Here is a 23275-nt window from a genome sequence, read left to right as displayed (position 1 = left end):
ACTGATCATCCCTACTCATGACCAGCTCCGACCTCGTATCGCGAAGCGCACGCTTCGCCCTGGTGATGCTGTTCCTCGCCGCGCTCGTCCTGACGAGCCGCGTCAACTATCTCTTATTTCATACGCTTACCGAAATCGTCACCGTAGTCGCGGGATGCGGCATCTTCATGGTCGCTTGGCACGCCCGGCGCCAGATCGATAACCACTGCATTCTGCTCATCGGCATCTCCCACCTGTTCGTGGCAATCATTACCCTGTTCCACGCCCTGAGCTACCGGGGGATGGGGGTCTTCCCCGGCGCGGGCACAAACCTCTCCACCCAGCTCTGGATCGGCTCGCGACTGCTGCAGGGAGCGTCGCTGGCGCTTGCACCGCTGTTCGTCAGAAAGCGGCTCAATCCCTCTGTTACCGTTACCGCTTACATGGCCGCAACGTCACTTTTCCTGCTGTCAATCCTGTGCGGGGATATCTTCCCCCTCTGCTTCTCGGACGAGGTGGGGCTCACCCCGTTCAAAAAGGGCGCCGAGTTCCTGGCTGGGATATTCATTCTCGCTGCCCTGACAGGCTTGCTGACCAAGCGCCGGCACTTCGACGCCCGAGTGTTCCGGATGCTTTCGCTCTCCCTGGTCTTTCTTGCAACGAGCGGCTTCGTTTTTGCTCTCAACACCGGCATCTCCAGCCTCACCGGCATGACGGGACATCTGCTTACGCTCGGCGGCTTCATACTCATCTACCGCGCCATGGTGGAAACGGGGCTGGAACGCCCCTACGATCTGCTGTTCCGTGACCTGAAAGAAAGCGAAGAGCGCTACCGCAGCCTCTACAACAGGACTCCCGTCATGCTCCACTCCATTGACCGGGAGGGAAAAATCGTCAATGTCAGCGATTTTTGGCTGGAAACCCTCGGCTACCGGCGCGACGAGGTGCTGGGCAGGCTTTCCGCCGATTTCATGACTGACGAGTCACGGTCGTACGTGATCGGGACGGTCGTCCCGGAATTCCTCCGTACCGGACGCACCAGAGATATCCCGCTCCATCTGCTGACCAGCAGCGGAAAGGTCATCGACGTTCTCCTTTCGTCTGAGGCGGAACGAGATGAAGAGGGAGAAATCGTGCGTTCCCTGTCGGTCATGACCGACGTGACGGAGCAGCGGCGTGCGGCCCGGCAGATCGAGCGACTCAACGAAAGTCTCGCCTCCCGGGCCATGGACCTGGAAGTGGCCAATGGCGACCTGGAGGCGTTCAACTACAGCGTCTCGCACGATCTGAGATCGCACCTGACCGTGATCCGGGGCTTCAGCGACGTTCTGCTCGAGATCTGCACAGACAAACTCGACGATGAATGCCGCAGCTACGTGCGTCACATCGGGGAAGAGACGGGGCGCATGAACGGACTCATCGGCACCCTGCTCGACTTTTCCCGCGTGGCCCGCGTAGAACTGGAACGGGTACCGGTCAACCTGAGCACGCTGGCAGAGGAAATTGCCCTGGAGCTCAGGATGAAGGACCAGGAGCGCATGGCAGAGTTCATCATTATCGATGACGCCGACGTGACCGCCGATCCGGGGCTCATGAGGGTTGTGATGGAGAATCTGCTGGGCAATGCCTGGAAATACACGGGCAGGCGGGAACAGGCCGTAATCGAGTTCGGCAAGGAAGAGATGGAGGGTCAAACCGTGTTTTTCGTCCGGGACAACGGAGCGGGGTTCTCGTCACAACAGGCCGACAAACTCTTTCTTCCCTTCCAGCGCCTCCACGGCCGGAGCGAATTCCCGGGGCACGGCATCGGCCTCGCAACGGTCCACAGGATCATCTCCCGCCATGGTGGCACAATCTGGGCCCAAGGGGAAGAGGGCGCCGGAGCCGTATTCTATTTTACGCTGTAACGCGGCAGTCATCAGCGGATGACGCCAGGGCGCGAATGCGCTCCTCGCTCCTCTGGCCCGGCAACCCATCCCGGAGCGCCCGAAGATCCAGAAACCTCTCCTCGCGAAGCAGCTCCTCGCATCCCTCAGCGGTAAGCGGCCTGCTGAAATAGTATCCCTGCACTTCTTCGCAGCCGTGCCGATAGAGGAAATCAATCTGCTCAAGAGATTCGACCCCTTCGCCGACGGTCTTCATGCCGAGGCCGTGGGCCATGGTGATGATGGTCCGCACCAGAATGGCGTCGTCCGGATCGCTCGCTATGTCGCGGATGAACGATTGATCGATCTTCAGGTTCGTAATCGGGAACCGCTTGAGATACCCCAGAGACGAATAGCCGGTGCCGAAATCGTCCACGGCGATGTCGATCCCCATATCCGCCAGGGAGCGGAGGATCGACACGGACTGCTCGGCCCGCTCCATGAGGAGGCTTTCGGTCAGCTCCAGCTCCAGCCAGCGGGGGTCGAGACCCGTTTCGGCCAAGGCGTCGGCGACCATCTGGATGAGATTTTCCTGACGGAACTGCCGGGCCGAAAGGTTCACCGCCATCCTCAGTGGCGGGAGCCCCGCATCCTGCCATGCCTTGTTCTGGGCGCAGGCGGTGCGCAGGACCCACTCGCCGATGGGCACGATGAGCCCCGTTTCCTCGGCCAGAGGGATGAACCTGGCCGGCGGCACGAGCCCCATCTCCGGGTGGTTCCAACGCACAAGGGCTTCCACCCCGCTGATCCTTCCGGTCCGCAGATCGACCCGAGGCTGGTAGCAGAGCAGAAACTCATGCTGCCGAATCGCCCGATGGAGGCTCGTTTCCAGAGCCATCCGCTCGAAGACCCGCGTGTTCATCTCCTCTGAATAGAACTGGTAGTTGTTCTTCCCCTGCTCCTTGGCATGATACATGGCGGCATCGGCATTCTTGAGGAGCGCATCCACCGTGTCGCCATCGGAGGGGAAGAGGGTGATACCGATGCTTGCCGTGATGTAGAGCTCGTGTCCCATGAGCAGGAACGGCGTGGAAAATACGCCGAGCAGCTTCTTGGCCACAGTGGTCACGTCATGCATTTCCTTTACATTGGGAAGGATAAGGATGTATTCGTCCCCTCCCAGCCGCGAAACCGTGTCGCCGCCGCGCACGCAGTTGCGCAGGCGGTTGGCGACGGCCTTGAGCAGCATGTCTCCCACCGTGTGCCCCAGGGTATCGTTGATCTTTTTGAAGTTGTCGAGATCCAGGAACATGACGCCGATGGGATTGCGACGGCGGAAGGATTCCAGAGCGAGCGCCTGCCCAAGGCGGTCCTGCAGGAGATTACGGTTGGGAAGGCCGGTCAGGGGGTCGTGAGTGGCCTGGTAGACCAGCTGTTCCTCGTAGCGCCGCTGGTCGCTGATATCATTCATGATGCCGATGTAATTGGTGACTGCGCCATCACGGTCGCGCACCGGCGCCACGTAAAGTTCGTTCATGAACTGGCTGCCGTCCTTGCGGTAGTTGCGCAGGACAAAGTAGCCCTCCCTGCGTTCCTCCAGGGCCATGGCCAGCTTCCTGAGTTCCACCTGGTCCCGGTCATCCCCCCTGAGAAAACGCGGGTTCTTCCCAAGAACCTCGTGTCCCGCGTAGCCGGTCATCCGCTCGAATGCAGGATTCACGTAAATGATTAGGTTTTCGCCGTTAGTCGCGTCGGTGATAGTGATGCCGTTTACGCTCGACTCGATGGCCCGTTTGAAGACGAGGAGATTCTGCTCGTCCCGTTTGCGGGCGGTGATGTCCCGGACAATGCCGATCACTGCCCGGTGATCTTCAAAAACGATCCGGCTGACGGAAAGATCGGCAACGAAGCGGCTGCCATCCCGGCGGATCCCTTCCAGTTCATAGGCGAGCTGGCGTGTGCCATGGCCGCCGGATGCCTGTACCGCAAATCGGAAATAGCCCCCGTCGGCCGACAGCAGGCAGTCGATGGCCATGCCGGCGGCCTCATCGTCCCGATAGCCGAACATCCGCTCGGCGGCCGGATTGAGGGAACGGATCGTGCCGTCTTCCCCGAAAGTAATCACCCCGTCGACCATCTGGCGGAGGAGTACCTCCTCCCGGAAAACGGCCGCAACGGCCGTGCGGCGCAGGGGACGCACAATGAAAGCCCACAGAAACGGCGCGGCAACCGTGACGAGCCCCATGCTGTCGACAAGTGCATCCTTAAACTCGACTTCACGGCCGGTAACTTGGGGCAGGACCGCCATGAGCAGCATTTCGATCAGAAAAATGATCGAAAGCAGCACGATGAACTGCCGCACCGGTGAAGGAAGGCGGTAGTGGAGTGCGGAGATTTTTGTGAAATCCATGCTGAACTCCGCTGAGAGGGGAATAGCCCGCCCGGCCCGCGCGACAGCGGGACATCAGGGATACGGGAACACTACTCAATACGTATCGGCATCCGTCGCGCAAACTTTACCGCCTTCTGTCACCGATGACCGTCACCCCCCGACAGACACGTAACGGGCGGCAACGGCGGCGGCGACGCGGGCCACCTCGGCCCGCAAATCGGGAGGGGAGAGGACCTCGGCATGAGCACCGTAGGAGAGAACCCAGGCGATGATCTCCATGCGGCCGCCTGCGGTGAAGGAAAGGATGCAGGCGCCGTCGGACTCCATACGGACCTGCTGGGTGGGATGCCAGATCCGGTCGCGGACTGTGTGGGCAAGTTCGGGCGAAAAGCGGATCGCCACCGACAGGGGTTCCTCCTCAACGATCCCGAAGGCATCCCGCAGCCGCTCGGACGGCCGGTAGTCATCGGGGATCTCGAACCGGTCGCGGGTCACCTCAACGGCGGTGATCCGTTCGGCTGCGAACGTGCGCAGCGCCCGCCGGTTGTGAGCGTAACCGACCAGATAGAGCCCTCCCTTGTAGAAGACCAGGGTATAGGGGTCTACCTCGTACAGGGCGGGACGACCCTGCCCCTTGGCCTGGTAGGAAAGCCGTACCCGGTACTGGTAAATGAGGGCATCGCGCAGGCTGCGCAGCCCATCCCCAACCCGTGAATAGTCGCGCCGTCCCTGCAGAAGCGGAACGGACACCTCGGCAATCCGCTCCATATGGGCCGCGTAGCGTGGGGGGAGGACCGAGCTCACCTTGCGGAAGACCGCATCCAGGTCCTCCCGGAAGGGGGTGCCGTCAAGAAAATGAAGCTGGGTGCGGAAAAATGAGAGCGCTACCAGTTCCTGAAGGGTGAAGGTAATGGGGGGAACGTCCCGGAATCGGGTGATGAAGCGGTAGACCTTGCGCCCATCCTCCCAGTCGGAGATCAGGGGATATCCCGCCTCGTGGATGGCGGCCAGGTCACGGTGAATGGTGCGGCGGTCCACGCCGGTTTCCTCGGCCATTTCGGCAATGGTCACGCCGTGCCGCGCCTCGATGAGGCGGATGAGGTCATGGACCCGGGCTGCCTGGGAGTACTTTTTCGCCGGTTTTCCCTTTTTCATGGGGCACCTCCTGGGGAAGGGATGATAGCCCGGAACAGAAGGCGGGAAAAGCGGAAAAAGGTCCGCCGGAGGCCGACCGGGACAGGCGTGCCGCTGCGTGCAGCCTGCCCCCCAGCCGGGGAGGATATGACCGTCAGGCGCCCCGTGAAAGAGCGGCGAAGCGGACAGCGAGCGTATCGCGCCGGTAGTCGAAGATCGCCTTAAGCCGCTTCGCCACAACGGGCGCGGAAAGACGTCCGATGATGCCGAAGGGGAGTATGTAGTGGACGATATCTCGCATTTCTACCCCGCCGGACACTTCCAGAAAGTGGTGCTGGTGGTGCCAGAAACGGTATGGCCCGAAACGCTGCTCGTCCACGAAAAGAGAGGGCTCCGCGCAATGGGTGATCTCGGTAACCCACGGCAACCGAAGGCCACCGAATGGTGAGACCGCATAGGTTACCACCATCCCCGCATGGGTCCGCTCCGGCACCGGCGAGGTAATGACGAACCCCATATCCGGCGGGGTAATGGCGGCAAGATTGCGCGGATCCGAGAAAAAGTCCCAGGCTACCGTCAACGGCACGGGCAGGATCTGCGTTCTGGACAATTGATACATTTTCATTGAAAACTCCATACCTGGCCGCGCATAATGACGGCAGCCCTTCTTCCAGCATACCTCCGAAACCGTTCGGGGCAAGACATCATATCCGTTTGCACGGACAGCCGGCAATGCTATAGTACATTCAAATAAACAGATTAAATGGATTCGACAACAATCCTACGTATGCGCGGCAATATCGTTTCCCTCATCGCCCTTGCGGCCGGAGTCATCCTGTCACTGCTTCTCGGCTGGTTCGCCGTGGGAAACTACCGGAGCGCACGCCCCATTGCCGAAGGGAACCTCCGGGGGCTTGCCCTTTCACTCACGTCGGCGCTGGAATCGATTGCGGCACGCGACTCGTCCCTGGCTTCACTGGCCGCCTTTCGCGCCCGGGACATCGCCTATATCTCGGTCATCGACCGCAACGGCACCATCGTCTTTCACTCCAATGCCGACCTGATCGGATCGCGGGTGACGGATCAACGGTACGTGACGGTTCTCGGCGGACGGGGCTTGGCGGAAAACCGCATCAGACTCGGCACGGGCGAAGAGGTGTACGAATATCATGCCCCCCTCCACCTCCCCGGCCGAACCCTGGCCCTGCGCCTGGCACTTCACCCCTGGCGAGCCGATGCGGTGATCCACCGGGCCAGGGTAGGCATGGTCGTGCTGTTTTCGCTGCTGGCGGCGGCCTGGACGATGGGGGTGCTCCTCTATCGCTACGCCCGCCGGGCCCAGGAGCACCGGCTCGAAATGGTCCGACGGGAGCGGCTTGCGCAACTGGGAGAAATGGGGGCGGTGCTTGCCCACGAGGTGCGCAACCCCCTGTCCGGGATCAAGGGCTACGCCCAACTGCTCATGGAACGGAGCAACGACGATGAAAACCGGGAGTTCTCCGCACTGATCGTCACCGAGGCAATCCGGCTCGAATCGCTCGTCAGCGACCTTCTTGCCTACGCCCGGCCGGAGCCCGGGCCAGAAGGGCCGCTCCAGGTAAACGCGGTGATTGACCATGTGCTGGCACTGGTGGACCCCGAAGCGCGGGCCGCCGGCGTCACCATTGCGGCATCCCTTGCCGAAGGATTGGCCACAAGAGGAAATGAAGCGCGGTTGGAGCAACTCATTCTCAATCTGGCAAAGAACGGCATTCAGGCCATGCCGGACGGGGGAACGCTCACCGTTGTCACCCGGCGCGAAGGTAAAACGGTCGAGATCAGTGTGGCAGACCACGGCCACGGCATCGCCCCCCACGACCGGGAGCGGATATTCACCCCGTTCTTCACCACAAAGGCCCGGGGCAGCGGCCTGGGGCTCGCCGTCTGCCGCAAGATAGCCGAAGCCCATGGGGGGAGCATCAGCGTGGCGGATAATCCCGGCGGCGGCACCGTTTTTCGGGTAACACTCCCCCTTCACCGATGAGAGGCATACTACACACATGACGACACGCATACTCATAGCCGAAGATGACAGCACCTTCCGGGGATTTCTCAGGACAGTCCTCAAGGGAGAGGGATACGACATCAGGGAGGCCGCTGACGGAGAAGAAGCCCTGGCCCTGCTGCGCCGCGAATCCTTCGACTTGGTCCTCTCTGACCTGAGGATGCCCGGCATCGGAGGACTGGAACTTCTCCGGGCGAGCCGTGATGATGACTATCCGCCTGCATTCGTCATTCTCACGGCATTCGGAACCATCGAAGAAGCAGTGGCCGCGGTGAAAGAGGGGGCGGCTGATTTCCTCACCAAGCCCCTGAAGGACCCGGACACCCTGCGAGTTCTCGTAGGACGGGTCCTGTCCGGAAAGAGCCGTGAGCGGGAATACCTGGCCCTCAAGGAAACCGAAGCGGCGGGACTCCCGCCGGAGGATCTCATCTTCGCCGGCGAGGCCATGGCCCCGGTACGGCGACTCGTGGGAGAGGTCGCCCCCACCGGCACCACCGTTCTGGTAAGCGGGGAAAGCGGCACCGGCAAGGAGCTCATCGCCCGGGCCGTGCATCTCCTGTCACCCCGACACGGTGCCGGCTTCGTGGCGGTAAACTGTGCGGCAATCCCCGAAACCCTGCTCGAAAGCGAGCTGTTCGGCCACGAGCGGGGAGCCTTCACCGGCGCGGTCCAGGCCCGGCGGGGGAAATTCGAACTGGCCCAGGGGGGAACTCTCTTCCTTGACGAAATCGGGGAGCTCTCTCTCCCCCTTCAGGCGAAGCTCCTGCGGGTCCTCCAGGAGCGGGCCTTCGAGCGGGTGGGAGGAAACCGGGAAATTCGGGCGGACGTGCGGGTAGTGGCTGCCACCAACCGGGATCTGGTCGTTGAAATCCGCGAACGGCGCTTCAGGGAAGACCTTTTCTATCGCCTGAACGTGTTCCCCGTCGCGCTTCCCCCCCTACGGGAGCGCCGCGACGCCCTGCCACACCTGGTGAACTGGTTCATCCGTCGATTTTCGGGAGTAACCGGCAAAAAAATCCGGGGGATCGAACCCGATGCTATGGCGGCCCTCAAGCGCTACCCCTGGCCCGGCAACATCCGCGAACTCCAGAACGTCATTGAACGAGGAGTAATCCTCGCCCGGCACGCCCTGACCCTGGACGATCTCCCTGAGACCTTCAGGGCACCTCTTCCTGCCGGGCAGGACGGGGAAGGAGTTCTCAAGGGGCTGGAGCGGGAAGCAATCCTGGCCGCCCTCAAAAGCTGCGGCAACAACCGGCGCCTGACCGCCGAAAAGCTTGGCATCTCCCGGCGTACCCTCCAGTACCGCCTTCGGGAGTATGGGTTGGTGGGGGATGATCGGGACGGTGCAAATTAGTCGTGAACATGTGCAATTTCTGCACTGAAATAACTGTGAAACATTTCGTCGCTACAAAAAATTACAAGCCATTTCAGCATGATACACCAGACACCAACCCTGGCATGGTGCGTGGAATACTGATTGACAGAGATTGTCGATCCCGCATCGACACCACTAACCACACAGGGAGGAAAAAGAAATGACCAGAAAAGTTCTTGCAGTAGCAGTGATGGTGGCAGCCGGCGCCCTTGCCCTCGGCGGCGAGGCCATGGCTCGGGGCGGTAAGGGCCCCATGGCCGGCCAGGGGACCGGAGACCGGCTCCAGCTCCGCGACGGAAGCTGCCTCTCCAGTACGGCAACGGCAACGGCGGCGTCAGCTGCGACCTCGTCCCGCCAGCAACTCCGTGATGGCAGCGGAGCCGGCACCGCCCGTCAGGGCGTCGGGACGGGAGCCATGAGGCGCCTCGGCCCCGGCGACGGCACCGGCAACGTAACTCCTCCCCAGGACGGCACCGGCTACGGCTCCGCCTATACCGGCGGAACCGCCCGGTAGTCGACTCACCAAGAGGTAAGGAACAACCATGATCAGAGGCCGCTCGACCCTCATACTCACGATTCTTGTCTTCCTGGCCCTTTTCCATGCGGGAAACGCCACGGCAGGCTGGGGATTCGGCTTCGGATGGGGATGGGAGAAGAGCGGCCTCGATCTCGATGAAGGCTACGACCTCAACACGGTAGTCACAGTGACGGGCACTATCGCCTCCGTCGAGCCAGGCGGCGATGGCAAGCATATGCTCGTAGCGATCAAAGAGGGGGAAGACGCCGTTGTCCTGGCGCTCGGTCCGCGCTGGTACTGGAATGAAAAAGGCTTCCCCCTGAAACCGGGCGACCGGCTCACTGCCAAGGGGGCCAAGGCCATCGGCAAGGACGGCACAATCTACCTCCTGACCCAAAAGGTCGGCAATAGCTTAACCGGCGAGGAAACCGCCATCCGGAGCGATGCAGGGCGCCCCTTCTGGTCCGGCAGCGGCCGTGGCAATACGACCCGGCCCACGGCTCCGATACGACGCGGAGGAGGACGACACGGGAGATGAAGCGAATGAATGAAACAACAAAGATCATGCTATGGCGCGGAAGGCTCTTGCTTCCGCTTTTTTTCGCGTGTGCCCTGCTTTGCCTCAGCTGGACAGCGGCCCTTGCCTCTGAGCGGCGAGACGTTTCCGTCGAGGGACGATGGGGTGCCGTGGGGCTGGGGGTCGATTTCGCCACGGGCGACTACGGCAGCGGGACCAGGACCGATTTCATCTCGGTGCCCCTCATCGTGGACCTCTACCCCACCGAGCGGCTGGACCTTGAACTGGTTATCCCCTGGGTGTACCAGACCAATGGCGACAATGCCTACGGCACGGTCATGCCCTACCGGCAGGGATATGCCCGCGGTGCCGCCACGGCGGCGGGCACCCGGTTTCAGGCGGGAGCCGGCGGCAATTCCGGCTCAACGGCAGGCGGATCAACGGGCTCGGCCAACGGCCTCGGCGACATTACCCTCACGGCCGGCTACATCATCATTCCCGAGGGAACGGTGGCGCCCCGGGTACGCCCGCTCCTCTACCTGAAGTTCCCCACCGCCGACGAGGACAAGGGACTCGGTACCGGCAAATTCGACGCAGGTGGAGGCCTTTCGCTGGACAAGTGGCTCGGGGACTGGCGTCCCTTCGGTGAAGCTGTCTGGATCGTCCAGGGCTCCTCCGACCTCTACGCCACCAAGGACTACCTCAGCTACGAGGCCGGCCTCGGCAGGCAGTTCACGCCATCTCTCTATGCTGCGATCCTCGGTCGTGGCGCAACGGCCCCGGCAGAGGATTCCGACGCGCCGTTCGAGGGGCGGCTCAAGGGTGTCTACGCCTTTGATTCTATGGCTCTGGAAGGCTATGTGGCTGCAGGGCTGTCAGACGCAAGCCCCGACTTCGCCGCAGGGCTGGCGGTTTTCTATGACTTTTGACGGGCAGGGAGCAGCAGTCCGGTCGTCTTGCGCAACCGCCGTGCTGCTCTATACTTAACCCTGTTAATTCATTTCACGTTCAGGAGGAACTCGAATGAAAACCCGAAATCTCGCATGGGGAATGGCCCTCACCCTGGTAGCGGGCGTCGCCTGGGGGAAAGAGGATGTCATGAAACGTGCGCAGGGGCTCTTCAAGCCGATCCCTGCCAAGCCGCCGGTCATGAAGGACAATCCGGCCAGTCCGTCCAGGGTCGAGCTGGGGAGGATGCTGTTCTTCGATCCGCGGCTTTCGGCTTCGCACTTAATCAGCTGTAACACCTGTCACAACGTAGGCCTGGGCGGCACCGACATCCTGGAGACATCCATCGGTCACGGCTGGCAAAAGGGGCCACGCAACTCCCCCACTGTGCTCAATGCCGTCTACAACATCGCCCAGTTCTGGGACGGCCGTGCCGAGGACCTGGCAGCCCAGGCCAAGGGGCCGGTTCAGGCATCGGTGGAGATGAACAACAAGCCCGAAAACCTGGTCGCCACCCTCAAGAGCATTCCCGGTTACCCTCCCCTTTTCCGCAAGGCCTTCCCCGGGCAGGGTGATCCGGTAACCTTCGACAACGTGGCCAAGGCCATCGAGGTCTTCGAGGCCACGCTCGTCACCCCCGATGCCCCCTTCGACAAATACCTGAAGGGCAACCGCAAGGCCATCAGCAGCACAGCGGAACAGGGGCTCGCCCTCTTCCTGGACAAAGGATGCGCGGCCTGCCACAGCGGCGTCAACATGGGCGGAACCGGCTACTTCCCCTTCGGCGTCCGTGAAGATCCGGGGCCGGTGGTGAGACCCGTGGACGACACCGGCCGTTACAAGGTGACCAGCACGGCCGCGGACAAATACGTGTTCCGTTCGCCGAGCCTGCGCAACGTGGCCATCACCATGCCCTACTTCCACTCGGGCAAGGTCTGGAAACTGAAGGACGCCGTCAAGATCATGGGGAGCGCTCAACTCGGCATCTCCATCACCGACGCCGACGCTGACAAGATTGTCACGTTCCTCAACACCCTCACCGGCGCGCAGCCGAAGGTGATGCACCCTGTCCTGCCGCCCAACTCGGACGATACCCCCAGGCCGGTCAGCAACTGACAGCGCTTTGCACCGGCAACGAAAAAAGGCTTCGCGGATCATCCGCGAAGCCTTTTGATTTTTATGGTGCCCAGAGACGGAATCGAACCGCCGACACGAGGATTTTCAGTCCTCTGCTCTACCAGCTGAGCTATCTGGGCGAAAAGAGCTTTAGGTTATAAACCGAAGCAGGGTTTGTGTCAACCCTTTTTTCGAGTAATCCGGAGCCGGCACGAGGATACTCAGCCCCCTGATCCCCGCTCAGGCGCGGGATATGAACCGGCAGTCGCGGGTGTCGACTTTGATCTTCTCGCCAACCTCCAGATAGGGAGGGACCTGGAGGGTGAGGCCGGTTTCGAGGGTGGCCTCCTTGGTCTGGGCAGTGGCGGTGGCATTCTTGATGACCGGCGGGGTATCGGTGATGGTCAGCTCCACCACCTGGGGCGGATCGACGCTGACGAGCCGCTCTTGGAAGAGACCGAGGACCACCTCGGTTCCGTCGAGGAGGTAGGGCTGGATGACCTGGAAGGACTCGGCGTCCATCTCGAACTGTTCATAGGTCTCCATATCCATGAAGACGCCGCGGTCGCCGTCGGCGTAGAGGTATTGCCCCTTGTGGCGCTCGAAGTCGGCCTCTTCCACCTTGTCGCCGGAGCGGAAGGTCTTGTCGAGCACCTGGCCGGTCAGGAGGTTGCGGTAGCGGGTCTTGACCATGGTGCTGGCCCCCCGGGCGGACGGGGACTGGAAGTGGACGTCGAGGATGAGGCACGGGGAGTTGTCGAGCTTGATGACAAGGCCGCGTTTGAAATCGGATGTGGTAAGCATGTGTCGTTCTCCATGGGTAAAAAATCTCGCTATTCTTACCAGAAAAATGCTACAAAGACAACCGTATGAACGGGGCATGATGCCCCGCGGAGAGCCCATGAAGATCGATACCGACCACATCAAGCTCGACAGCTTTCTCAAGGCGGCGAACCTGGTTGCCAGCGGCGGCGAGGCAAAAATCATCATCGCAGAAGGTGCCGTGCGGGTGAACGGCGAAACCGAGCTTCGCCGGGGCCGCAAGCTTCGCCCGGGAGACCAGGTGGAGGTGGCGGGCGAGTGCTTCGTCATTGAGTAACCAAGGAGCGGCTGTGGACCGTGAAACCGTAAGCTGCCCCGCCTGTGGGTTCAGCAGGGACATGCCGGCCGGGACCATTCCCGACGGCGCCCAGGTCACCTGTCCCCGGTGCAGGGATACGTTCATGTTCGCCCGAGGCGCTGCTGCCGAAGCCGACCCGGTTCCGACGATCGCGTCTCCGCAGGGTCCGGAAGCAGCCGTTGCCGCCCCCGCAGCCCCGCCAACGGCCTGCCCCCGGACCCTTCGCTTCAGCTTCACCGGCGCGGCCAGGGAATACTTCGGCATCTGGATCGTCAACACCCTTCTCAAGATCCTCACCCTGGGGGTCTATTCGGCCTGGGCCAAGGTCCGCAAGCGCCGCTACCTCTACGGCAACACCATGCTCCACGGTGCGCCCTTCGACTACCTGGCCAATCCCCGAGTCCTGTTCCGGGGCTGGCTCATCGGGGTGCTGGCCTTTCTGCTCTATACCCTCGGGACCAATTACAGCCCCACCCTCTCCTTCGTCATCGGCGCCCTGTTCTTCGCGGCCGTGCCGTGGCTCGTGGTCCGCTCGCGCCTCTTCAACCTCCGCAACACGAGTTATCGTAACCTGCGCTTCACCTTCCGGGCCGACTACCGCCAGGCCTACCTGGTCTACGGGCTCCTCTCCCTGCTGGTGCCGCTGACGCTGGGACTCCTCTACCCCTATGCGGCCTACCGGCGAAAACGATTCCTCGTGGAAAACTCCGCCTACGGTACGACTTCATTTTCCTTCACCGCCACGACCAGGGATTTTTACCTCCTCTACCTCAAGGCCGTGGCAGGCTTTGTTGCGATCGTGATAGTTGCGGTCCCGTTTCTGTTCCTGGCCGGAGGGGCGTTTCTGCCTGCGGGTACGGGAGGCCCCTGGCGACTGGCAGCCGTGCTGCCGGCGTTCCTCATTCCCCTGGCCTACCTTTATTTCGTCATCTATATCAGCACCAACGAGACGAACCTCGTCTGGAGCGGCACGCAGGTAGCAGGCGCCCGTTTCACCTGCTCGCTCCGGGCCCGTCACATGGCATGGCTCTATCTCTCCAATGCCGTGGCCATCTTCCTGACCCTGGGGCTCATGATCCCGTGGGCCACGGTGAGGGTCCTCCGCTACCGGATGGAGAACCTGACAGTCCTTGCCACCGGAGACCTGGAGGAGTTTGCCGCGGCACCGACCGAGGAGGTTACGGCCACCGGCGAGGAGATCGGCGACATCTTCGGCATCGATGTGGCCCTATGAGTGAAGCACGCGGCCTGTTCTACGACGGGATCAGTTCAGCCCAAACCGCGGTCACGCTGGTTGTGGAAGGCTCGAAGCTAAGGGTGCGGGGAGAGGGAATGGAGCGAACCTACCTCATCACCGAGGTGACGGTTTCACCCCGGCTGGCAACGGTCCGCCGCTCCATCCGCTTCCCCGACGGCGCCCTCTGCGAGCTCTCCGACGAACGGTTCGCTGACGGCCTTCTCCACCGCCAGGGACGGGGGCGAAGCTCGGCGGCGCTTCACCGGTGGGAGAGAAGCCTGCCGCGCGCCCTCGTGGCCCTCGTCCTGACCGTCGCGGTCATCGCGGCTTTCGTGACGTATGGCATTCCCGCTCTGGCGAGAAAAGCGGCGTTCGCTATCCCACCATCCACCGAAGAATCCCTGGGGCGGGAAGGGCTTGCACTCCTTGACCGGATGATCTTCACCCCCTCGCAGATCCCTGCCGCGCGCCGCCGGGAACTGACCCGCCTCTTCGCCCGAATGACCCGCGAGCTTCCCTACGCGGGGGGATACCGAATCGAATTCCGGCGGAGCGACCGGCTCGGCGCCAATGCCCTGGCGCTGCCCTCGGGAATCATCGTGGTGACCGACGGCCTGGTGAAACTGGCAAAAAACGACGACGAAATCGCCGCGGTCCTGGCCCACGAGATGGGGCATGTACGCAACCGCCACGCCCTGCGCCACGTTCTCCAGAATTCCGCTACGGGACTTCTGCTGGCAACCATCACCGGCGACATCACCTCGGTGACATCCCTGTCGGCAGGGCTCCCCACGGCTCTGGTCGACGCCCGGTTCTCCCGCGAGTTTGAGGTGGAGGCCGACGACGCGGCGGTCGAATATCTCCACGGCAAAAGAATACCGCTTTCCCGGTACGCAGATATCCTGGCCCGGCTCGAACAGGATCACCAGCGCAGAGCCGGGGAAGGAGAGGACCGGAAGAAAGAGCGTTCGCTCAGCGACTACTTCTCCACCCACCCGGCCACCGACGAACGGATCAGGCGCTTCATGACGAGCGGTGACGGAGCAGGCGCTCCCTCGGGCCGTTGACAGCCATCACACGGGGCATCGCCCGCCACCTACAGGAGAGACAATCCCATGGAATTTAAGGATAGCATCGTGGTCGTCACCGGAGGGACCCGCGGGATCGGCCGGGCCATTTCCCTTCACTTCGCCCGGCAAGGGGCACTGGTGACCGCCGCCTACCGCGCCGACGATGAGGCGGCCCGCGCCCTGGAAGCCGAGGCGGCGGGGCTGCCCGGCTCCATTGCCGTGATACGGGCGGACGTGGGCACGGCAGAGGGGGCCATGGCCGTCATCGACGCGGCGAGCGGGGAGAGCGGCACCCTCCACGTCCTCGTGAACAACGCGGGGATCATCCGGGACGGCTACCTGGCCATGATGGCCGAGGACGACTGGGATGCGGTCATGCGGGCCAACCTCTCTCCCCTCTTCCACTGCTGCAAGTGGGGGGTACGGAAGATGCTCGCCAGACGAAGGGGCGCCATCATCAACCTCTCTTCCGTATCGGCCTTTGCCGGCACTGCCGGGCAGACCAACTACGCCGCAACCAAGGGGGCCGCGGTCAGTTTCACCAAATCTCTGGCCCGGGAAGTGGGCCCTCTCGGCATCAGGGTGAACGCCGTGGCGCCGGGACTCATCGAAACGGAGATGATTGCCGGCATGAAGCGGGAGATGGTCGATCGGATCGTGGGTAGCAGCATCCTCGGCCGCACCGGGCGCCCGGAGGAAGTGGCCGAAGCAGTGGCCTTCCTGGCCTCGGACCGGGCATCCTACATAACCGGCCAGTGCCTCGTGGTCGACGGCGGAATCCTCTGACGGGCCACGCAACACTGTCGAAGACCGGCAACTTTTCTTTGCCTTCGCCGGACCGTCCGGCTACAATATCACCATATGGCAGTTATCCACTAAAGAGCCTTGCCCGGCACTTCGAGCCGTTCGAACGAATCACGATGGACAAAACCCGCATCGCCATAACCGGTCTCGGCATCTTCTGCGCGGCCGGCAAAGACCTGGCATCCTTCACCGACGCCCTGCTGCACGGACGCTGCGGCATCGGTCCGGTGGATCTTTTCGACGTCTCTCCCTTCCCTTCCCACATCGGAGCCCAGGTGCGCGACTACTCCCCCCTGGACTACTTTGACCGGGCCGACGCCCGGCGGCTTTCCCGCACCGACCAGTTCGCCGCCGTTGCAGCCGCGGAGGCCCTCGGCATGAGCGGCGCAAGGGAACACTACGACCCCTTTACCGTGGGGATCTGCGTGGGGGCCGGTGCATCGGGGATGATCCACGGCGAGGCCTGGCTCCGTGACCGTCTTGCGGGCGGGAAGGGAAGGCCGGGCGACCTGCGTTGCATCCTGCCGGACCGGACCACCACCGCCCTGGCGGAGCGCTTCGGCCTCTGGGGCTACCAGGGAAGCATCACTACCGCCTGCTCCTCGTCGGCCACGGCTATCGGCTGGGGTGCCGACCTCATCGCCACAGGTCAGCTCGACGCCTGCCTCTGCGGCGGAAGCGACACGCTCTCCATCCTCACCTATGCCGGATTCAACTCTCTGCGGGTCGTCGATCCCGAGCCCTGCTCCCCCTTCAGCCTGGGCCGCCAGGGAATATCCCTCGGCGAAGGGGCGGCCTTCGTGGTCCTGGAACGGGAGGAGACGGCACGCAGCAGGGGCGCTCGCATCTACGGCCGCGTTCTGGGCTATGCCTTGGCCGGCGAGGCCCATCACATGACCGCACCGGAGCCATCCGGATCGGAAGCGGCCCGGGTAATGCGGGCCGCCCTCGACAATGCAGGGGTTTCTGCCGGCGAAATCGGCTGGGTTAACGCCCACGGCACCGGCACTCCCCTCAACGACGTGGTGGAAAGCAAGGCCATGAAACTCGTGTTCGGCGCTGACGTGCAGCACGTCCCCCTGGTCTCCACCAAGGGGATGACCGGCCACTGCCTGGGCGCCGCCGGCTCCATCGAAATCGTCGCCACCGTAACGGCCCTGGGGGCAGGGATTATCCCCCGGACCCTCAACTTCCGGGGGAGCGATCCGGAGTGCGACCTGGACTACTGCCACGACGGCCCACGGGAGAGCTCGGCAACCGTCGCCCTCTCCAATTCCTTTGCCTTTGGCGGCAACGTTACCTCGGTGGTGATCGGACGATGAGCATCCCGTCAATGGACATAGCCGTCACCGGCCTCGCCGCCATCTCCGCCGCCGGGGTGGGAATCGAACCGTTGCGGGAAACGGTGGCACAGCGTCAATGCCGCCTCACCCCCGTCCCCGTTGAAGTCCTCGGTGAAGACGGATATCTCTGGGGCAAGGCGGATGGCTTCAGGGCCGCCGATTTCATGCCTCCCCTCAAGGCCCGAAAGTTCGACCGGTGCAGCCTTCTGGCCACTGTGGCCGCAGGCATGGCCCTGGCCGATGCCGGCATCGACCCGAAGGGGGGCGATCCCACACGCATCGGCATCGCCCTGGGCTGCGGCTTCGGCGGCATCGCCAATTCCGTGGAGTTTCTGGGCGGCTACTTCTCCAGGGGCGTGGAAGGGCTCGTGCCCATGCTCTTCCCCAATACCGTTGCCAATGCCGCCGCCAGCAACGCCTCCATCGAGCATGGCCTCAAGGGGCCCAACGTGACCCAAGTACAGCGCTTCTGCTCCGCAGAGGCTGCTATCCAGATGGCCTGTCGTTTCCTGGAGGAAGGGCGGGCCGACGTGATGCTGGCGGGCGGAGTGGATGAGCTGACCCCGCTGATGATGGCCGGCTTCCAGGCCGTGGGCCAGTTGCGGACCTATGCCCGCTCCTTCAGCGAGGGGTGCGGCATCCTGGTCCTTGAGCGGCGAGACCATGCGGAACGACGCGCCGCCAGGCTGCGGGGCCGAATCACGGGACTGCGAACGGTGGGCATGCTGCCCGCCGGCCGGGAACAGGAGACGGTCGACCGACTCATGCCACCCGCGGCACCGGCCCTGGTGTCGCTCTCGGGAATCGCAGCCGACATCACAGCCCTCATCGCTCCACTCCCTGCCGTGCCGACTTTGGAATCGGGCAACCTTATCGGACGATCCCTGGCCATGGGGGGGCTTGCCCTGGCCTCGCTCCTGCTGGTCCTCCCCGAAGGTGCCCGGGGGCTCCACCTGGCAGCGTCGCCCGAAGGACCGTACCACGCCATCGACGTCACCGGGGGTATGCGTGCATAGCCCCGCTCCGTGGGACTTCCTGCCCCATCGCTATCCTTTTCTCGTCCTCGACCGTATAATCGCCAAGGAGCCCGGCCGATCGGCCACGGCCCTCATGCGGACGACCGCCGCCGGTACGCGGGGATGGTCCTCCCTGCTCCTGCTGGAGGCCATGGCCCAGCTGGGCGGCATCGCCGCGGCGGACGACACAAACGGCGGCGGCATCCTTGCAGCCGTTGACCACGCTGACTTTCACGGCACGGTGGAAGCGGGAGATACCTTGACCGTCTCCGTGACGGTCGTAAAATCTTTCGGCCCCCTCCACCTGATCGCGGGCGAGGTGACGGCCGACGGGCGCCCGGCCGCCTCCGCCACAATAACCCTCAAGGTAGGAAACCTCTGATGACGACAAGCCGCCTCGCACGCATTCTGCTCGCGTTGGCAGTCCTGGCGCTGGCCGTCCCCGCGCCCGGCCAGGCAGCACGGATCTCTCCGCGGGAAGGGCTCGAACTCCTCCGCTCGGCCTTCGCCGGGGTCAATGACTTCACCGCCGAGATCACGCAGGAAAAGCAGATCGCCCTTATGAAAAAAAAGCTGGTGACGAACGGAATGGTCCGTTTCCGCAAGCCCGACAGCTTCATGATGGAACTCAATCCTCCCCACGCCAGCCGGGTGTTGCTGCGGGACAACGTCATCTCCACCCTGCTCCCCGCCGACGGAGTCCGGCAGAAGATCGTACTCCCTCCTGACGAAGGGCTTGCCCGCTGGTTTGCGCTCATGGAAAACCCGGTCACCTCGCTCCCCGACGGGGTCGCCGTCCAGGCGGAGCGAAACGGCGACGCCGTCACTATTTCCATAGCCCCCTCCCAGGGACGGGGAGTGAAGAACCTTCAGGTCATCCTCGCCGCCGACGGGAAACTGAGACGCGTGATCATCGAAGAGCAGAACCGCGACCGGACCGTCATCTCCTTCCGCAATGTCCGCCGCAACGTGGGGCTCACCGACCGCGACTTCAGGATAGAGTGAGGGCACTGCCGCCATGAGACGACTCGCCCTGTTCCTCATCCTTGCCGTCGCCCTTGCGGCCGGTTGTGCCACGGTGCCGCAGCCCCAGGTGCCTCTCGAACCGGGGGCCAGGGTGGAAACCCTGGCCGCCACGGTCTCACTTTCGGTTAAAACGCCCGACGGGAGCACCGGCGGCAACGGCTATCTCCTCTATCGCCGTCCCGACCGCTTCCACATGGTCATGCTCACCCCCTTCGGCACCACGGCCCTGGAATTTTTCGCCGCCGGCGAGCGGATCACTATCCTGCTCCCCTCCAAAGGGCAGGCCTACGTGGGAACCTTCGCCGACCTGCCGGCCAAGGGAGGGCTCCAGGGGTGGCGCATGATGCAGTGGGTGGTGGAAGGTTCCCCCCTCTACCGCCCCGAGGCGGCCGGGCGGACCGAAGAGCAGTCGGACGACGGCGGCGTCACCCTCGCCACCTATGGCCCCGACGGACTTCTGGAGCGCAAGCGGTCGGCACGGGGCGAGGTGATTTACCGGAACTACCGCTCCCTGGAAGGGGTGCCGTTTCCCGCCCTGGTCGAGTTCAGCGACAGCCACGGTGTGCGGGTGAAGATAACCTTCGACGAGCCGGAGGTGAACGCTCCCCTTGACGATGCAGCGCTCACCCCCACCCTGGAGGGGGTGACGGTCATGCCGCTGGCTAACCTGAAGGGGCTTTAAATGCGGCGCATCGTCGCATTTGTTCATTCAGCCATCGGCCGGCACCTGGCATGGCTCTTCAGGGTCACCTGGCATCATCCCCGGGCGACCCTGGCCGGCTCACTTCTGGCCCTCTGCCTGGCAATCACATCTATCTCCGGCATCCGCTTCGAAGCGGACATATTCAAACTTTTCCCCACCGACCGGGGGGCACTTCGCCTCTTCCTGGATACCCTTGAGTGGACCGGCAGCGCCGGCGAGGCGTACCTTCTCCTTGAAGGGAACCGTGAACGGCTCCCCGCCGAGGCAGAAGTCCTGGCCGCACGGCTTCGCGCCCTGCGGGTGGACGGCGAACCCGCCCTTCGCTCGGTCTCCTACCGGGTGGTGGAATCCGCCGATCTGCCTGACTTCGCAGCCTTTGTCGGGCGGGCTGTAACGCTGCCCCATCTCTTTCTCTCCCCTGATCAGGCGGACGAGTTCACAAACCGCCTGGATGCTTCCCGCATGGATGCGGCATTGCGACGCGCCACGGCGGAACTGGCCGCCGGAGGAGGGGTGGGGAGCCGGGATCTGGTGGCCGCCGACCCCTTGGCCCTCCGCGAATTGATCCTGCCGCGTCTCCAGTCGGCAAGTCAGGCGCTGGACCTGGATCCGGAGTCCCCCTACTTTCTCTCCCGAGACGGACAGCTCCTCGTCATGATAGCGGAGCCGGCCCGGCCGGTACAGGACATGGAATTCGCCCGCAAGCTCGTGGCGGGTATCAACGAGGCACGGGCCGCCGTGGGACCGGGGGTTTCGGTTTCCTGCGCCGGAGCCCATCTCTCGGCGGTCATTGATGAAGCGGTCATGAAGCGTAACATTCTCGCCTGCATCGCATCATCCCTGGCGGTGGTTCTCGGGCTCTTCTTCATGACCTACCGCCGGGTGCTGCCGACCATTCTCATCCCCGTCATCATCGCCTTCGGCACGGTCATGGCCCTGGGCACGGCAGGGCTCCTCCTGCCGTCGGTCCACATCATATCCTTTGCTTTCACGGCGCTCATCATCGGGCTCGGCACCGACTACTCCATTCACCTCTACGACCGCTACCGTACGGAACGAAGTGCGGGTCGCAACACCGAAGAGTCACTGCGGCTCGCCGTGGTCGACACCGGCCACGGCGTCTTCACAGCCGCCACCACCACGGCATTCCCCTTCCTGGCCCTGGTGATTTCAGACGTACGGGCGCTCTCCGAACTGGGACTCCTGGTGGGGCTGGGTGTCCTCTACTCCCTCTATGCCACCTTCTTTTTCCTGCCGCCGCTTCTCATCTTTGCCGAGCGGCGTGCTCCCGACGTACGCCATAACCCTCTCCCGAGCCTGGGGCTGGCCCGCCTCTGGCGCCTTACCCAACGAGGGCCCCGAACCATCGCATTCATTTCCCTGGCCACCGCTGCCGGACTGACCCTGACCGCCTTTTCCATCTCCTTCGAAGGGGACCTGAAGAACCTGCAGCCGCGGCACTCGGAAGCGTTCCTGACCCAGGAACGGATCGAGCGACACCTGAGCATTTCCCCGCGGCAGATGGTGGTCGCGGTGGAAGGGAGCGACCTTTCCGACGTGATGCGAAAGGGCGGAGAGGTTGCGGCTCTGGCCGAGGGGTACCGGCAACGCCGGGAAGTGGTGGCCATAACCTGGCTCGGCAGCGTCATGAATGGTGCAGGGGAACAGCAGCAGGTGCTGGAACGGCTCCAGAAGCGGTCGGCAGTGCGCGAAGCGGGCAGAGAATTGGGACTTGCGCTTGAACGGGCAGACTTCGACGCGGCCATGTTCCCCGAAGCCGTCTCCGGCCTCGGTCGGCTCTCCTCGGCCGGACCGGTTCCAACAGCAGAGGCGGTGGCACTTCTCAGGGGATCTCCCCTCGGCAGCATGGTGGATCGGTTCCTGGTGGAGCGAAACGGACGCTGGCACCTTCTCCTCACCCTCCACTATCGAGGCGATGCCTTTCCCCAGGAGCGCTTCCTGGCCCAGCTGGAAGCCGTGGCCCCCGGCGCGCGGGCCACGGGTCCCGACCTCATAAGCCGCCAGCTGGCAGAATCGGTTCGGGGAAGCTTTCTGGAGGGCTTCGCCATCGGCGGAGTCCTGATCCTCTTTCTCCTGGTGGTCCACTTCGAATCCCTGGCCGGCATCGCAGCATCGCTCCTGCCGGTCGTTGCAGGGGTGATCTCCATGCTCGGTCTCATGGCCGTCACCGGTATGAAGATCAACTTCATGAACGCCATGGTCCTGGTCACCATCCTCGGCATGGGAAGCGACTATGGGCTCCACGTCTACCACCGGTTGCGCGAGGGAGATGGCAGCGAAGCAGGCGACCGCTATGTCCAGGCGGGTCGGGCGGTACTCCTTTCCGCCCTCACCACCGTCGCCGGGTTTGGCTCTCTGGCCTTTACCGACTATGGTGCCATGTCGTCCATCGGCTGGGCCACCAACTTCGGCATCGGCGCCACGGCCTTCTTCGCCCTGGTGTCTCTTCCCGCCTTCCTGGGGCTTCGACGCAGCCGTAAACCGGCCGGCCTCTCCACAAAAGAATAGGGCCGACATCGCTGCCGGCCCTATTCCCTGTTTCGCCCAAAATGTGTTGTTTCAGGATGCGGTTTCGTCGAGGGTGATGATTCGCACCTGCGTCACCCCTTTGCCGAGGAATCCAAGCCTCCTGGCCGCTTCCCGGGAGAGGTCGATGAAATGGTTCACCCTCTTCCGGCAGCGATCGGTTATGGTGACCGTCACCTCACGGTCGTTGGTCAGGTTAACCACCTTGACCTTGGTACCGAGAGGGAGGGTGGGGTGTGCGGCGGTAAGCTTCTTCGGATCGTACCGCTTCCCCGATGTCGTTCTTCTTCCGTGATAGCGCTTGGCGTAGTACGAAGCGGTCCCCGTGACCCCTTCGTCGGCCGCGGCCGCAATTGCGGCCTCTTTGTCGGATGTTTCCTTTGCTGCAATTTCCTCTGCTTGCAAGGACAGTGTCTGGATCTGGAAGAACGCCTGGCAGAGAATGATCAAGATGGCCAGACGCCCTTTCCGGAGTGCAGATACCATAGGCACCTCCTTCTGGGCGAGGCACTCCTATAG

22 protein-coding genes and 1 tRNA gene are annotated in these 23275 nt (G+C 63.3%); 17 read left to right on the top strand and 6 right to left on the bottom strand.

All coding sequences use genetic code 11. The features are described from left to right. Positions 1-17 precede the first annotated feature (17 nt). Complete coding sequence (locus GS_RS02375) at positions 18-1886, top strand: sensor histidine kinase (protein WP_010941143.1); 1869 nt, start codon at positions 18-20, stop codon at positions 1884-1886. Here GS_RS02375 and GS_RS02370 read toward each other — a convergent pair. From GS_RS02370 to GS_RS02360, 3 genes are all read right to left on the bottom strand, one after another. Beyond that, positions 1876-4254, bottom strand: coding sequence for a putative bifunctional diguanylate cyclase/phosphodiesterase (locus GS_RS02370; RefSeq protein ID WP_010941142.1), 2379 nt, complete (start codon positions 4252-4254; stop codon positions 1876-1878). The two genes, GS_RS02375 and GS_RS02370, sit on opposite strands and share 11 nt — an antisense overlap. A gap of 132 nt (positions 4255-4386) precedes the next feature. Continuing rightward, the gene (locus GS_RS02365; RefSeq protein ID WP_010941141.1) at positions 4387-5391 is read right to left on the bottom strand and encodes a helix-turn-helix transcriptional regulator; all 1005 of its coding nucleotides are present in this window, start codon (positions 5389-5391) and stop codon (positions 4387-4389) included. 133 nt (positions 5392-5524) lie between these two features. Beyond that, positions 5525-5995 (bottom strand): SRPBCC family protein, encoded by a 471-nt coding sequence (locus tag GS_RS02360; protein WP_010941140.1) that lies wholly within the window; start codon positions 5993-5995, stop codon positions 5525-5527. Between the two features lie 162 nt (positions 5996-6157). On the opposite strand from GS_RS02360, the gene GS_RS02355 reads away from it, so the two are divergent. The 6 genes from GS_RS02355 (at position 6158) to GS_RS02330 (ending at position 11890) form a co-directional block, all read left to right on the top strand. Further along, a complete protein-coding gene (locus tag GS_RS02355) occupies positions 6158-7393 on the top strand; it encodes a two-component system sensor histidine kinase NtrB (RefSeq protein ID WP_010941139.1) in 1236 nt (411 codons plus the stop codon). Positions 7394-7409: 16 nt separating this feature from the next. Continuing rightward, positions 7410-8771 (top strand): sigma-54-dependent transcriptional regulator, encoded by a 1362-nt coding sequence (locus GS_RS02350; RefSeq protein WP_010941138.1) that lies wholly within the window; start codon positions 7410-7412, stop codon positions 8769-8771. Between the two features lie 181 nt (positions 8772-8952). Continuing rightward, positions 8953-9306, top strand: a complete 354-nt coding sequence (locus GS_RS02345; protein WP_010941137.1) for a hypothetical protein — start codon at positions 8953-8955, stop codon at positions 9304-9306. 28 nt (positions 9307-9334) lie between these two features. Further along, a complete protein-coding gene (locus GS_RS02340) occupies positions 9335-9847 on the top strand; it encodes a hypothetical protein (RefSeq protein WP_010941136.1) in 513 nt (170 codons plus the stop codon). A gap of 5 nt (positions 9848-9852) precedes the next feature. Further along, the gene (locus GS_RS02335) at positions 9853-10755 is read left to right on the top strand and encodes a transporter (RefSeq protein ID WP_235044954.1); all 903 of its coding nucleotides are present in this window, start codon (positions 9853-9855) and stop codon (positions 10753-10755) included. Between the two features lie 94 nt (positions 10756-10849). Continuing rightward, complete coding sequence (locus tag GS_RS02330; RefSeq protein WP_010941134.1) at positions 10850-11890, top strand: cytochrome-c peroxidase; 1041 nt, start codon at positions 10850-10852, stop codon at positions 11888-11890. 64 nt (positions 11891-11954) lie between these two features. Here GS_RS02330 and GS_RS02325 read toward each other — a convergent pair. Continuing rightward, a tRNA-Phe gene (locus GS_RS02325) sits at positions 11955-12030 on the bottom strand. A 100-nt stretch (positions 12031-12130) separates the two neighbouring features. Then, positions 12131-12694, bottom strand: coding sequence for an elongation factor P (locus GS_RS02320; protein WP_010941133.1), 564 nt, complete (start codon positions 12692-12694; stop codon positions 12131-12133). 97 nt (positions 12695-12791) lie between these two features. Here GS_RS02320 and GS_RS02315 point away from each other — a divergent pair, with 97 nt between their 5' ends. The 10 genes from GS_RS02315 to GS_RS02270 all read left to right on the top strand — a co-directional run bounded on the left by GS_RS02315 (position 12792) and on the right by GS_RS02270 (position 22738). Continuing rightward, positions 12792-12989 carry an RNA-binding S4 domain-containing protein gene (locus tag GS_RS02315; RefSeq protein ID WP_010941132.1) on the top strand — a complete coding sequence of 66 codons (198 nt, stop codon included), beginning with the start codon at positions 12792-12794 and terminating at the stop codon, positions 12987-12989. Positions 12990-13002: 13 nt separating this feature from the next. Further along, positions 13003-14244, top strand: coding sequence for a DUF898 family protein (locus GS_RS02310; protein WP_010941131.1), 1242 nt, complete (start codon positions 13003-13005; stop codon positions 14242-14244). Further along, positions 14241-15314, top strand: coding sequence for a M48 family metallopeptidase (locus GS_RS02305; protein WP_010941130.1), 1074 nt, complete (start codon positions 14241-14243; stop codon positions 15312-15314). Before GS_RS02310 ends, GS_RS02305 begins: the two co-directional genes overlap by 4 nt. Positions 15315-15362: 48 nt before the next feature. Further along, positions 15363-16103, top strand: a complete 741-nt coding sequence (locus GS_RS02300; protein WP_010941129.1) for a 3-oxoacyl-ACP reductase family protein — start codon at positions 15363-15365, stop codon at positions 16101-16103. A gap of 134 nt (positions 16104-16237) precedes the next feature. Continuing rightward, the gene (locus GS_RS02295) at positions 16238-17443 is read left to right on the top strand and encodes a beta-ketoacyl-[acyl-carrier-protein] synthase family protein (RefSeq protein WP_010941128.1); all 1206 of its coding nucleotides are present in this window, start codon (positions 16238-16240) and stop codon (positions 17441-17443) included. Between the two features lie 11 nt (positions 17444-17454). After that, entirely contained in the window at positions 17455-18480 is a 1026-nt protein-coding gene (locus GS_RS02290; protein WP_010941127.1) for a beta-ketoacyl synthase N-terminal-like domain-containing protein, read from the top strand. After that, positions 18473-18862: a 3-hydroxyacyl-ACP dehydratase FabZ family protein gene (locus GS_RS02285; RefSeq protein ID WP_010941126.1), complete on the top strand. Its 390-nt coding sequence runs from the start codon at positions 18473-18475 to the stop codon at positions 18860-18862. The genes GS_RS02290 and GS_RS02285 overlap by 8 nt, the downstream gene beginning before the upstream one ends. Further along, positions 18862-19485 (top strand): LolA family protein, encoded by a 624-nt coding sequence (locus GS_RS02280; protein WP_010941125.1) that lies wholly within the window; start codon positions 18862-18864, stop codon positions 19483-19485. The genes GS_RS02285 and GS_RS02280 overlap by 1 nt, the downstream gene beginning before the upstream one ends. 13 nt (positions 19486-19498) lie before the next feature. Further along, positions 19499-20188, top strand: coding sequence for an outer membrane lipoprotein LolB (locus GS_RS02275; protein ID WP_010941124.1), 690 nt, complete (start codon positions 19499-19501; stop codon positions 20186-20188). Beyond that, positions 20189-22738, top strand: coding sequence for an efflux RND transporter permease subunit (locus GS_RS02270; RefSeq protein ID WP_010941123.1), 2550 nt, complete (start codon positions 20189-20191; stop codon positions 22736-22738). It begins immediately after the preceding gene. A gap of 51 nt (positions 22739-22789) precedes the next feature. On the opposite strand, the gene GS_RS02265 is transcribed toward GS_RS02270, so the two are convergent. Further along, a complete protein-coding gene (locus tag GS_RS02265; RefSeq protein ID WP_010941122.1) occupies positions 22790-23242 on the bottom strand; it encodes a septal ring lytic transglycosylase RlpA family protein in 453 nt (150 codons plus the stop codon). Positions 23243-23275 lie beyond the last annotated feature (33 nt).

Origin of the sequence: Geobacter sulfurreducens PCA (assembly GCF_000007985.2) — a bacterium.
GTDB classification, from domain to species: Bacteria; Desulfobacterota; Desulfuromonadia; order Geobacterales; family Geobacteraceae; genus Geobacter; species Geobacter sulfurreducens.
The sequence above is the reverse complement of the archived record's forward strand: the minus strand, read 5'-3'. Positions and strand labels throughout refer to the sequence as shown.